The organism is Paenibacillus sp. Soil522, from assembly GCF_001428245.1.
GTDB lineage: Bacteria > Bacillota > Bacilli > Paenibacillales > Paenibacillaceae > Pristimantibacillus.
This window is the reverse complement of record NZ_LMRV01000064.1, coordinates 16142-27928: the sequence shown is the minus strand read 5'-3', so window position 1 is coordinate 27928 and position 11787 is coordinate 16142. Positions and strand designations below refer to the sequence as shown.

At 50.8% G+C, this 11787-nt stretch carries 11 protein-coding genes, 8 tRNA genes and 1 pseudogene; 19 read left to right on the top strand and 1 reads right to left on the bottom strand.

Annotated features, from left to right (window positions below; all coding sequences use genetic code 11):
• Positions 1-173: 173 nt before the first annotated feature.
• The 12 genes and pseudogenes from ASG81_RS20925 (at position 174) to tlp (ending at position 2961) form a co-directional block, all read left to right on the top strand.
• Positions 174-250: transfer RNA gene (locus tag ASG81_RS20925), tRNA-Ile, on the top strand.
• A 5-nt stretch (positions 251-255) separates the two neighbouring features.
• Positions 256-331: transfer RNA gene (locus ASG81_RS20920), tRNA-Asn, on the top strand.
• Between the two features lie 5 nt (positions 332-336).
• Positions 337-424, top strand: a tRNA-Ser gene (locus ASG81_RS20915).
• Positions 425-438: 14 nt separating this feature from the next.
• Positions 439-513 (top strand) — tRNA-Glu (locus ASG81_RS20910).
• A gap of 16 nt (positions 514-529) precedes the next feature.
• Positions 530-606 (top strand) — tRNA-Met (locus ASG81_RS20905).
• A gap of 34 nt (positions 607-640) precedes the next feature.
• Positions 641-716, top strand: a tRNA-Thr gene (locus ASG81_RS20900).
• A gap of 76 nt (positions 717-792) precedes the next feature.
• Positions 793-868: transfer RNA gene (locus tag ASG81_RS20895), tRNA-Thr, on the top strand.
• Between the two features lie 8 nt (positions 869-876).
• Positions 877-953 (top strand) — tRNA-Pro (locus tag ASG81_RS20890).
• Positions 954-1107: 154 nt separating this feature from the next.
• Entirely contained in the window at positions 1108-1896 is a 789-nt protein-coding gene (gene pdaA / locus ASG81_RS20885) for a delta-lactam-biosynthetic de-N-acetylase (RefSeq protein ID WP_056638749.1), read from the top strand.
• A gap of 77 nt (positions 1897-1973) precedes the next feature.
• Positions 1974-2590, top strand: a pseudogene (locus tag ASG81_RS30115) (MFS transporter); the annotation flags it as partial.
• The gene (locus ASG81_RS31680) at positions 2545-2697 is read left to right on the top strand and encodes a hypothetical protein (protein WP_162255050.1); all 153 of its coding nucleotides are present in this window, start codon (positions 2545-2547) and stop codon (positions 2695-2697) included. The pseudogene ASG81_RS30115 and the gene ASG81_RS31680, both read left to right, overlap by 46 nt.
• Before the next feature lie 48 nt (positions 2698-2745).
• A complete protein-coding gene (tlp, locus tag ASG81_RS20870) occupies positions 2746-2961 on the top strand; it encodes a small acid-soluble spore protein Tlp (RefSeq protein WP_056638741.1) in 216 nt (71 codons plus the stop codon).
• 115 nt (positions 2962-3076) lie between these two features.
• Here the strand turns inward: tlp and yhbH are convergent, their stop codons facing one another.
• On the bottom strand, positions 3077-4231 hold the full coding sequence (yhbH, locus tag ASG81_RS20865) for a sporulation protein YhbH (RefSeq protein ID WP_056638739.1): 1155 nt from the start codon (positions 4229-4231) through the stop codon (positions 3077-3079).
• A gap of 309 nt (positions 4232-4540) precedes the next feature.
• On the opposite strand from yhbH, the gene ASG81_RS20860 reads away from it, so the two are divergent.
• The 7 genes from ASG81_RS20860 to ASG81_RS20830 all read left to right on the top strand — a co-directional run bounded on the left by ASG81_RS20860 (position 4541) and on the right by ASG81_RS20830 (position 11779).
• Positions 4541-5353: an ABC transporter ATP-binding protein gene (locus ASG81_RS20860; RefSeq protein WP_056638736.1), complete on the top strand. Its 813-nt coding sequence runs from the start codon at positions 4541-4543 to the stop codon at positions 5351-5353.
• Complete coding sequence (locus ASG81_RS20855; RefSeq protein ID WP_056638733.1) at positions 5337-6149, top strand: ABC transporter permease; 813 nt, start codon at positions 5337-5339, stop codon at positions 6147-6149. Before ASG81_RS20860 ends, ASG81_RS20855 begins: the two co-directional genes overlap by 17 nt.
• Positions 6146-6991: an ABC transporter permease gene (locus ASG81_RS20850; RefSeq protein WP_056638730.1), complete on the top strand. Its 846-nt coding sequence runs from the start codon at positions 6146-6148 to the stop codon at positions 6989-6991. The genes ASG81_RS20855 and ASG81_RS20850 overlap by 4 nt, the downstream gene beginning before the upstream one ends.
• A 97-nt stretch (positions 6992-7088) precedes the next feature.
• Complete coding sequence (locus ASG81_RS20845; protein ID WP_155971743.1) at positions 7089-8159, top strand: ABC transporter substrate-binding protein; 1071 nt, start codon at positions 7089-7091, stop codon at positions 8157-8159.
• Positions 8160-8251: 92 nt separating this feature from the next.
• Complete coding sequence (locus ASG81_RS20840) at positions 8252-9661, top strand: aspartate aminotransferase family protein (protein WP_056638724.1); 1410 nt, start codon at positions 8252-8254, stop codon at positions 9659-9661.
• Positions 9633-10883, top strand: a complete 1251-nt coding sequence (locus ASG81_RS20835; RefSeq protein ID WP_056638721.1) for a M20 family metallo-hydrolase — start codon at positions 9633-9635, stop codon at positions 10881-10883. The genes ASG81_RS20840 and ASG81_RS20835 overlap by 29 nt, the downstream gene beginning before the upstream one ends.
• A gap of 14 nt (positions 10884-10897) precedes the next feature.
• Positions 10898-11779 (top strand): nitrilase-related carbon-nitrogen hydrolase, encoded by an 882-nt coding sequence (locus ASG81_RS20830; protein ID WP_056638718.1) that lies wholly within the window; start codon positions 10898-10900, stop codon positions 11777-11779.
• Positions 11780-11787 lie beyond the last annotated feature (8 nt).

Sequence of the window (11787 nt, the reverse complement as noted above, 5' to 3'; positions counted from 1 at the left end):
GACGAATACTAATCGGTCGAGGGCTTATCCTAAAACGTTTGCCAGGACCCATACATCCGGCAGACAGCAGCTAAAAAGGTTCAGCAAACCTAACTTTCGTATCCAGTTTTCAGGGCGCAATTTGCCTGCCTGTGCTTAAACAAATGATCTACATATGGTTATGTTTATGCCTAGGGCCCTTAGCTCAGCTGGTTAGAGCGCACCCCTGATAAGGGTGAGGTCGGTGGTTCGAGTCCACTAGGGCCCACCATATTTTCCCTGATAGCTCAGTTGGTAGAGCACTCGACTGTTAATCGAGTTGTCACAGGTTCGAGTCCTGTTCGGGGAGCCAGATTTGGAGAGATACCCAAGTGGCTCAAGGGGACCCTCTGCTAAGGGGTTAGACTGCGTAAGTGGTGCGAGGGTTCGAATCCCTCTCTCTCCGTTCTCTTTTTTCAAGGCCCGTTGGTCAAGTGGTTAAGACACCTCCCTTTCACGGAGGTAACAGGGGTTCGAGTCCCCTACGGGTCACCATAATATTTTTTAACGACGCGGGGTGGAGCAGCCCGGTAGCTCGTCGGGCTCATAACCCGAAGGCCGCAGGTTCAAATCCTGCCCCCGCAACCAAATCGCCTTTTTAAAAGGCTGACATTATCTACATGCCGTTGTAGCTCAACTGGTAGAGCAACTGACTTGTAATCAGTAGGTTGGGGGTTCAAGTCCTCTCGACGGCACCACTTTTTCTCAAGATGCAGCTTGGCTTTGCCGAAACAGCATCACAAACCACCGTACTTGGGTGGACATAATCGATACGCCGTTGTAGCTCAACTGGTAGAGCAACTGACTTGTAATCAGTAGGTTGGGGGTTCAAGTCCTCTCGACGGCACCATCTTTTCTCGGGACGTAGCTCAGCTTGGTAGAGCACCTGGTTTGGGACCAGGGGGTCGCATGTTCAAATCGTGTCGTCCCGACCATTATTTAAATCAATGAATGACACATAAAACCGCTATCTTCAAAGTCTGATGGACTTGTGAGGATGGCGGTTTTTTTATGCGTCAATGGGGGAATATAATTGCAAGTTGTTGGTTCATCGCCATAAACATCAATCGAACAAGGAGGGCTTTGCAGTTGAAGTTGAATATAAGGATAGCCGCACTGTTTGCAGTAATAATATGGAGCTTATTAACTCCTGCTTCTGCTTTTGGACAGCCCGGCGCGTTTCATTTTGGTTTTAAAAAAAGCGTGGACGGCCGATTGCCTTCCATAGATGAGGAAGGCTTTAAAAATATCGTTACGAAGCACGACGCGTTGTTTCTCGGGGATACGAGTCAGAAAGAGCTTTATTTAACGTTCGATAACGGCTATGAGAACGGCTTTACGCCGCGGATTCTCGATGTGTTAAAAGAGAAAAAAGTGCCTGCCGCATTTTTTGTAACGGGACATTATGTGAAGGATCAGCCGGAGCTGCTTAAACGAATGGTAGCGGAAGGCCATATCATTGGCAATCATTCTTGGAGCCACCCGGATATGTCCCAGCTTTCGGAGGGGAGCATCAAGACGGAGCTAGACAAGGTGAAAGAGCAGGTTGAAGTGATAACAGGCCAGAAGGAAATGAAATATTTACGCCCGCCAAGAGGCATTTTTAACGAACGAGTGCTTGCGGCAAGCAAACAATTCGGCTACATAAATGTTTTTTGGTCGGTTGCTTATAAGGACTGGGACGTAAATGCGCAAAGAGGCTCCCACTATGCGTATAGCGAGGTTGTTAAACAGCTGCATCCTGGCGCGATCATTTTGCTGCATTCTGTGTCTAAGGACAATACGGAGGCTCTTGGCAGAATCATTGACGAAGCACGACGGCAAGGCTATGAATTTAAAAGTCTGGATCAGCTTAGCGTAGCGGATAATAAATCTTAACGCTCTCACCAACCTTACCCCTGTACGCGGGGTTAAGGTTTTTTGTTTAATTGAGCTGTACATGAGGAGCCTTGGATATGAAGAATATGGCTTTGCTGCGCGAACCGAATCAGCGGAAATTATTGTTTAATGCCGGTTTTAGCTGGCTATTCGACAGGCGCCCAGCAGATCGGACTGCTGATGGCCATGAATGCGATTGGAATGGCCGCCGGAATGGCAGTTTCCGGTTTGCTCGCAGATCGGTACGGACGACGGGTGATATTAAGACGCTCCTTATTTTCTCTATAGCCAGCGGCTTGTCCGCTATGGCGACAGGCTTCATCTTCCTGTGCGCATTGCGTTTCATTGCGGGGTTCGGTCTCGGCGGGGAGCTGCCGGTCACTTCAACGCTTGTTTCGGAGTCGGTACCGGTAAAGGAGAGGGGTCGTGCAGAAGTGTGCTGCTTGAAAGCTTTTGGGCAGGCGGCTGGATCGTAGCAGCGTTAATCGCCTACTTCATAATTCCAAAATATGGCTGGAGGACAGCTTTTCTCATCGGGTTATTACCTGCCGTTTATGCTTTATACTTGAGACGCTCAATTCAGGATGCCCCTACTTTCAACGCGCAGCAAAATGGGAAGCTGACGTTTGGTCAGCGGATAAAGTCCCTTTGGTCATCGAAGCACCGATTGCGGTCGCTTCGGTTTTTATGGTTTTTTTTGTAACAATCGTTATCGGAGCACTAGCCGTGCTGTTCTTTGGAAAAGAAACAAAAGGAACGAACCCGGATAAAGACCCCGACCAGAAGCATAGCTACATGTGATTTTGGTCATCATAATAGCTGAGTTCAAAGTGAAGAGGAGGGATTACAATGGCCAAACCGGATAATCGTGCAGATAATGAGGAGCGCCTGCAATCACATATCGACCACACGGTAGTAAATTTGCAGGAAGCAGAAGATTATCTTGATGAGCATGCAAGTGAAATTTCTGCTGACGAGAAGCAATCGATCGAAGCTAAAAATGAACGACGCAAGGTGAGTATTGAGGGTTTTGCAGAAGAAAAGAAAGACGAAGCGCAGCAATAACAGCTCATTTAACTGCGTTTTCTAAAAAACATTGTCTACTAAGATCAGTATAAAGTGTAAGTGTAATTAGAATGGTCCCGCCGAGCACGTTGCTGTGCAAGGCGGGTTTCTTTCGTTAAGCGCCGCTTGCTTGTTTAGAGAAGAACGTTTTAAGCGCTTTATAGACCTCGCCTTTCTCCTTAATTACCGAGTACATAAATTTTTTATGGTTGATATGCTTATACGCCGACATCAATGTGCTGCTTCGATTGTATTGGTTGACCTCGCCGTAGCCGAACATATTGCTTCTCTCCATGAGCTGGCCAATCAACTTTACGCAGCGCTCGTTGTCCGAGGTGAGGTTATCGCCATCCGAGAAGTGGAACGGGTAAATGTTCCAGTTGGCAGTCGGGTAACGGCTGTCAATGATCTCGATCGCCTTCTGGTAAGCTGAGGAGCAGATGGTGCCACCGCTTTCACCGCGGTTAAAAAATTCCTCCTCCGTGACCTCTTTGGCCTCGGTATGATGAGCGATAAACACAATCTCCACATGCTCATACTTCCGGCGTAGAAAACGGGTCATCCAAAAGAAGAAGCTGCGGGCACAATATTTTTCAAACGATCCCATGCTTCCCGACGTATCCATAAGCGCAAGGATGACGGCGTTGGATTGGGGCTTTACGATTTCGTTCCAGGTTTTATATCGAAGATCGTCGGGCGAGATGCCTCCGATACCGGATTTACCCGCATTGGCGTTACGGCGCAGGTTTTCAATTAACGTGCGCTTCTTATCAATATTGGACATAATGCCTTTTTTGCGAATATCGTGAAAAACAATTTCCGTCGTTTGTAATTGATCCTTTTGCTTTTGTTCCAGATTAGGGAGCTCCAGTTCCTCGAACAGCATATCCTCCAATTGATCGATACTGATCTCGGTATCGACGACGTCCTCACCCGGCTGGTCGCCGGCATCTTGGCCTTTCCCCGGTCCCTTGGCGGCTTGCGGGTCGACGCCGAGCACATCGCCAACCTGTGAATCTCCATCGCCTTGTCCGACGTGCTGCTTCTTGTTGTAGTTGTATATAAAATGAGATTCGTCGAGACTTTTAATGGGAACCTTAATCGTGCGCCTCCCATCGGACAAAACGATGCTTTCGTCGGAAACCAGATCGGGAAGGTTTTGCTTAATTGCTTCTTGTACCTTCTCCTGATGTCGCGCTTGATCCTCATAGCCTTTGCGGTGGAGCGACCAATCCTCCCTTGACACAACAAACAGCGGCTCTGACTCCATTTCCCTCACCTCATTCCAATAAGATAATGTTTCAGCATGCAAGAAACTTGAGCAACCTTCGTTTATTTCTTGTCTGTTACTCAATATATTCAAGAGAGGGACGGTTATGTGAAGGAAAATTAGTCCTTTTCTAGTAATCTATCTGATGGCTTGTACAGCTCTATTTGACATTATGTTAAATAAATGGCTCGTTTTTTAACCATTCTGTATAATGTAATTTTTATATTGTGTTATATAATATTACATATAAATGAGCCGATCTATCTCGTACCTGACATAATAAATGCATAAACAATGAGGAGGGATTACATGCATCTATCCGAAGCTGCTAAACAAGCAGAAATCATTGTCGATCAAGTATCTATGCGTTTTGGCAAAAAAGGTCATGAGGTTACGGCGCTTCATCAAGTCAGCTTTCAAATCTATCGGAATGAGTTTATTTCGCTCCTCGGCCCCTCCGGCTGCGGAAAATCCACGCTGCTTCGGTTAATGGCCGATCTTCTTGAGCCAACCGAAGGCCAAATCACGATTCAAAATGAGCATCCTCGCGAAGTTCGCCTCCGCCGAAAGTTCGGTATCGTATTTCAAAATCCCACCCTGTTCGAATGGAGAACGGTTAAAGAAAATATTGAGCTTCCGCTCGAGGTGCTCGGGCAAAAAAAATCCCAGTATCATGAGCTAACCGAGCAGCTTATCGAAATGGTAGGGCTGTCCTCCTTCAAAAAATATTATCCTTGGCAGCTAAGCGGCGGTATGCAGCAGCGTGTTGCCATTGCCCGCGCGCTTTCCTTAGACCCGCCTATTTTATTTATGGATGAGCCCTTCTCCGCTCTTGATGAATTTACAAAGGAGAAGCTGCAGCTGGAGCTGCTGGACATTAAGCGTAAAACGAACAAAACGATCGTATTCGTCACGCACAGCATTCCCGAGGCCGTATTTTTATCGGATCGCATTATCGTGCTTTCGGCTCATCCTGGAAGAGTCCATTCCATTGTGGATATTACAAGGGAGGAGGGCGATGCTTTACATATTCGTGAAACGGAGCGCTTCCACGAAATGACGAGGAAGGTCAGGAATTGCTTTTACGAGGAGAGTGGATTCCTTGATGAGCAAATGGTTTAGACGCTATGGTCAAGGCGGCGCAACTGCGTTATGGGCGGCTGGCGTGCTCTTGTTGTGGGAGGCATCGGCATGGTTCATTGCCAACGTTGCGCAGACGATCAATCCAGCCTCTAAGCTGCCGTACCTGCACCTGGTAGTCGGCACATTGATCGACCATTTTCCGGACTTGCTGGAACAGGGCACAATTACGTTCGGCAATTCCATTACCGGTTTTGTCATTGGTTCTATGATCGGCTTCCTGCTGGCCATTGTAATGAGCCTGTCGCGAACGGTAGAAAACACGCTGTCACCCTATATGGTTGCTTCGCAAATGATTCCGATCATTGGGCTTGCGCCAATCATTTACGGCATTATTCATGACGCCGCAGTGTCCCGCATACTCATGGCAGGCTATGTCACTTTTTTTCCTGTTACGATAAATACGCTGCGGGGTTTACATAGTGTAAAGTCCGAGCAGCTTGAGCTAATGCGCTCTTATGCTGCTTCCACGTGGACCTTGTATGTGAGGCTGAAGCTGAAAGCGGCGCTGCCGGGCCTCTTTGCAGGACTTAAGCTATCCGCTCCGCTTGCGATCACGGCTTCCATTATCGTAGAGCTTATGGGAGCTCCGGACGGTATCGGTGTGCTCATGGTTAGCTCTCTGTATTATGGATCGTCGCAGGTATACATGTTCTGGTCAACCGTTCTGATTAGTATGGCAATCGGCTTATGCTTGTATCTGATTATCTGCTCGCTGGAGAGGTGGATTACGCCTTGGCAGCCCGAGTTTCGTGCGAAGGGGAGTGACGGGGAATGAAGGAAATGATGGCAGCCCGCTCAGTCGACAGCGTCCCCTCCAAGCCAACGAACTTCAAAATAATATCAGGCCGCATGGGCAAACGTCCAACTTTTCTGCTTCCGCTCGGATTTGGAGTGCTGTTTCTCATCATTTGGCAGCTTGAAGGCTTTCATAAGCTATTCGCTTTGGAACAATATCAGCTGCCGATTCCTTCATCGATTGCGGCTTCCATTCAGGGCAATATCGATGTGCTGTGGAGCTACTCGTTGTATACGGGCAGCGAAATGATTGGCGGCTGTCTAATCGGATCGCTGTTCGGCCTGCTTGCGGCAGTAGCCGCCTTATGGTTCCCCCGGATGGGCAGAGGCGGCATCACGATGATGGCATCCTTAAATGCGGTGCCCATCGTTGCGCTGGCGCCTGTAATGAATAATTGGTTCGGCGATGGCGTCGCCTCCAAGATGGCCATCGTATCCGTCATGACAATGGCCACGATGGCGGTTACCGCCTTCAAAGGGCTGCGTTCTATCGATCCGATGTCGATTGAGCTCATGCATTCGTATGCGGCGGGAAAGCTTCAGGTATTCATGAAGCTCCGTTTTCGGACCGCGCTTCCGCATCTTTTTACCGCATTGAAAATCAATATGTCAACGAGCATTATCGGTGCGATCGTAGGGGAGTTTTTTATTTCGTCCCGCGGGCTAGGATACCTGCTCTCTGACCAAATTAAGCTGGCAAACATGCCTCTAGCCTGGTCCTGCATCGTTATTGCGGCTGTGCTCGGAATTGTGTTGTATTACCTCGTTCAGCTCGTGGAACGGCTGGTTATTCCGTGGCATGTCGCGCAGAGAAAGCAGTAGGCGGCGGAAAATGAGACAACTTGTTCAGCAATTAAGCTGCATCAGGGCTGACAGAAGCTTTTAAATAGAGAATCGATAATGGAGAGGAATGGTCTGCATGACAAAGAGAAGCCGTATGCTGGAATCCGTTTTAACGATGATGGTTGTGATGGCGCTGCTCGTCGTGGCTGCTTGCGGCAACGCGAATGAGCCTGCAGCTTCCACTGATGAGCCGGCTGTGACCGGCAAGCCGGCCGCTGAACCGCTGGGGAAGGTGAAGATTCAGCTGAAGTGGGTGCCGCAGGCGCAGTTTGCCGGCATTTTCGTTGCGAAGGAAAAAGGCTTCTATGAAGAGGAAGGTCTGGACGTCGAAATCATCCCGGGCGGGCCGGATGTCGTGATCGAGCAGCAGGTCGTAAACGGCGCTGCGGATATAGGGGTAACCAGCTTCGACAGCTTGCTTGTGAACCGTGATAACGGGCTGCCGCTCGTCTCGATCGCGCAAATCCTGCAGAAGAGCTCTTATCGATTCGTGGCGAGCAAGGAGTCCGGCATTGACGAGCCGGCGAAGATGAAGGGCAAGAAGGTCGGTATGTGGACAGGCAGCCAGCAATTCCAAGTGCTTGCGTTCATGGAGAAAAACGGGCTTGATCCGAAGAAGGACGTTGAGCTGGTGAAGCAGGGCTTTACGATGGACCAGTTTTTTAATAAGCAGCTGGACGTTGCCATTTCTACGATTTACAACGAATACCATGTCGTGCTTGAGAGCGGCGTAAAGGAAGAGGACTTGTACGTTTATGACTTTGAGGATGCCGGCGTCGGGATGCTGGAGGATACGCTGGTCGTGAAGGAGGAGTGGCTGAAGAACAATCGCGACCTTGCCGTCAAAGCGATTAAAGCGACGATGAAGGGCTGGAACTATGCGGTTGCGAATCAAGCGGAAGCGGTTGATATCGTGATGAGCGCCGTAACGGAGGGAAGCACGACGAAGGAGCATCAGACGACGATGCTGATGGAAATGGCAAAGCTTGTTAAGCCGGAGGGCTTTACAGAGGCGCAGGTAGGTTCGTTTGTGGATGAAGCGGTGCAGCGGACAGTCGATATTGCACTCAAATATGAGCTCATCAGGAAGGCTCCCGACCTTGCAGCCGCAATCGACAAAACAATTTTGGAAGATGCGGCGAAGTAGCCGCATAAGCTAGTCTGTAAGGATCGCGGATGGTCTCATCCGCGGTCCATTCTACTATAGAAGCGGCAGCCGCGAAGGAGTGAATGCAATCTATGGGCGGAAAAGAGACAGCAATGGATACGGAAGCGAAGGAAGCGCTGCTCGAGAAGGATCGCAAATATTTGTGGCATCATATTTCTCCGCATAACGAAAATCCGATGGTTATCGTATCTGGGGAAGGCAGCTGGATTACCGATATTGACGGCAACCGCTATTTGGACGGCATGTCCGGGTTATGGTGCGTCAACGTTGGCCACGGACGAGCGGAAATTGCCGAAGCTGCTGCCGGACAGATGAAGAAGATCGCATATTCGACGCTGATTGGGTCACATGTTCCCGCCATTGAGCTTGCCGCCAAGCTGAGCGAATGGTTGGAGGGTGATTATCGGATATTTTTCTCCAACTCAGGATCGGATGCGAATGAAGTCGCCTTCAAAATCGGCCGTCAATATCATCATCAGCGGGGAAAGCCATCCAAGCATAAGTTTATTTCGCGTCACCGCGCCTATCACGGCAACTCCATGGGCGCGCTTGGCGCCACGGGGCAGGCGCAGCGCAAGCTAAAGTACGAGCCGCTTGGCGTCGGCTTCACGCATGTGCCTCCTCCTTATTGCTATCGTTGTCCCTTCGGACAAACGAAGGGGGCCTGCAAGCTGCAATGCGCTCAAGCCTACGAGGATGCGATCGTTTGGGAAGGTCCGGAATCGGTAGCCGGCATTATTGTTGAGCCGGCCATTACGGGCGGCGGAATGATCGTGCCGCCGGACGATTATTTGGCAAAGCTGCGCACCATTTGCGACAAGCATGATGTGCTGCTTATCGTCGATGAGGTTATCTGCGGCTTCGGACGCTCGGGTGAGAAGTTCGGGCATCTGAACTTCGGCGTCCGTCCCGATATTGTGACGATGGCGAAAGGGCTGACGAGCGCGTATTCTCCCTTGTCGGCAACGGCTGTATCGGCTGATATGTACGAGAGCTTCAAAGAGAGCGGGCCGGACAGTCATTTCCGGCATGTGAACACCTTCGGCGGCAACCCTGTTTCCTGCGCGGTGGCGCTGAAAAACATTGAAATATTGGAGCGGGAAAATTTAGTCAGCCGCTCTGCATCTATCGGAAAAGAGCTGTTTAGCCGTTTGAAGCCGCTTAATGCGCATCCGCATGTCGGCGAAATAAGAATATTTGGCTCGGCGATCGGCATTGAGCTGGTGGAGGATAAACAGACAAAGGAGCCTGCTTCTGCTGCGAGAGTGGCGGCCATTATTGCGGGCTGCAAGGAAAAGGGACTTCTAATTGGCAAAAATGGCGATACGGTACCGGGCTTTATGAATATTTTGACGCTTAGTCCTCCTTTGTCGGCGACGGATGATGAAATCGTGTTTATCGCAGGTACGCTGCTTCAGGTGTTCGGGGGGGCTGAGAGAGGAGGAGAAACGGATGAAGGTTTCGACGGAGGCAGGCATTAATTCCAAAAGGCTGCATGAACGTATTTTTGAGCTGGCGCAAATCGGGAAAATCGGAGATACGGGCGTATGCCGTCTTGCTCTGTCGAAGGAGGATCGTGAAGGCGTAGAGCTGGTGCGGAGCTGGATGACGGAAGCTGGAATGGAGGCGCGAATCGATCCGTTCGGCAATTTAATCGGGGTGCTAAAAGGAACCGATCAGGCGGCGCCGGTATTAATGCTTGGTTCTCATGTCGATTCGCAGCCGTATGGCGGCAGATATGACGGCGTTATCGGCGTACTGGGGGCTATCGAGGCGGTTCAGACGATGGTCGAGAAGGGCTTTCGGCCAGCAAGGAATATTGAGGTAGTCGCCTTCTGCGATGAAGAGGGCTGCAGGTTCAATAAAGGGTTATTCGGTGTCAGGGGAATGACGGGAAGGCTTGAAGAAGGCGAGCTGGATCGAACCGATAAGAACGGAATGACCCGCAGGGAAGCGCTGCTCGAATTTGGCTGCGATCCTGCCGGGTTTGCCGGCTATACCTTCCAGGAAGGACGGATCGGCGCTTTTCTGGAGCTGCACATCGAGCAAGGTCCGGTGCTGGAGACGCTGGGCGAGCCGATCGGGATCGTTAGCGGCATATCCGGTCCGGTCTGGTGGACGGTTGAAATGACCGGCTTCGCAGGACATGCGGGCTCCGTCCCGATGCCGATGCGTCGGGATGCGCTGGTCGGCTGCGCGAAGGTTATTGTAGGACTGAATGAATTGGCGCGTCAGGCGCCCGGCGCTCCAACGGTCGGGACAGTCGGCTCGCTATCGGTATTTCCGGATTCCCGGAATATTATTCCCGAGAGGGTGAGCTTCACGGTCGACTTCCGGGATATAGACCTGGCACGCAGAAACGCTCTGGAGGAGCAGCTTCTTTCTCTCATTAACGCTGTTTGCTTGGAGCATGGCTTGACGTACACCATTCGCGAGGATACGAAGAGCGATCCGCGCTATTGCGCGCCCGAGCTAAGAGCGCTTATGCGGGAGCAGGCTGCGGAGATGGGACTCACGCCGCCGGAGCTGATGAGCGGCCCCTTTCATGATTCGTTAACGATGTCCTATGTGTGCGATTACTGCATGATTTTTGTCCGCTGCAAGGAAGGGATCAGCCACAATCCGAAAGAGTATTCTTCTCCTGAGGATATTGAGCTTGGAGCGGAGCTGCTCTACCGGACGGCCCGGAAAATGAGCGAATAGTAGGGGGATGGCAGATGACCAAAGTAAAGATCGGATTGATTCAAGCGTCTAATGATTTGCATGGCGATGAGCCGGTAGAAGCCCATAAGCGCTTGGCGATTGAGAAGCACATCGGACTTGTGCGCCAGGCGGCGGCCAAGGGCGCTCAGATCATCTCCTTGCAGGAAATATTTTATGGGCCGTACTTCTGCTCGGAGCAGCAGACGAAATGGTACGCGGCGTCGGAGGAAATTCCAAGCGGACCGACAACGAGGCTTTTTCAAGAGCTGGCTAAGGAGCTAGGCGTCGTCATCATTCTGCCCATCTATGAGCGGGAGGGGATCGCCACCTATTATAATACGGCAGCCGTCATTGATGCGGACGGAGCGTATCTCGGGAAATACCGCAAGCATCACATTCCGCATGTAGCGGCAGGCGGCGGCTCCTGCGGTTTTTGGGAGAAGTATTATTTTAAGCCGGGCAATTTGGGATATCCCGTCTTCGATACTGCCTTTGCCAAGGTCGGCGTATACATTTGCTATGACCGGCACTTTCCGGAAGGCGCGCGTGCGCTTGGACTAAACGGAGCGGAGATCGTGTTTAACCCTTCCGCAACGGTTGCCGGCACGTCGGAGTATTTGTGGAAGCTGGAGCAGCCGGCGCATGCGGTGGCAAACGGTTATTATGTAGCGGCAATCAACAGGGTAGGAATGGAAGCCCCTTGGAATATGGGCGAGTTTTACGGCCAATCGTATTTGGTCGATCCGCGCGGTTCAATTGTTGCTATCGGCAGCAGAGACCAGGACGAGGTCATCATCGGCGAAATGGATAAGGAGCTTATTCGCGAGGTCAGAAACGTATGGCAGTTTTACCGCGACCGCAGGCCGGAAACGTATGACAATATCGTAAGTTTATGAGGAGGGAA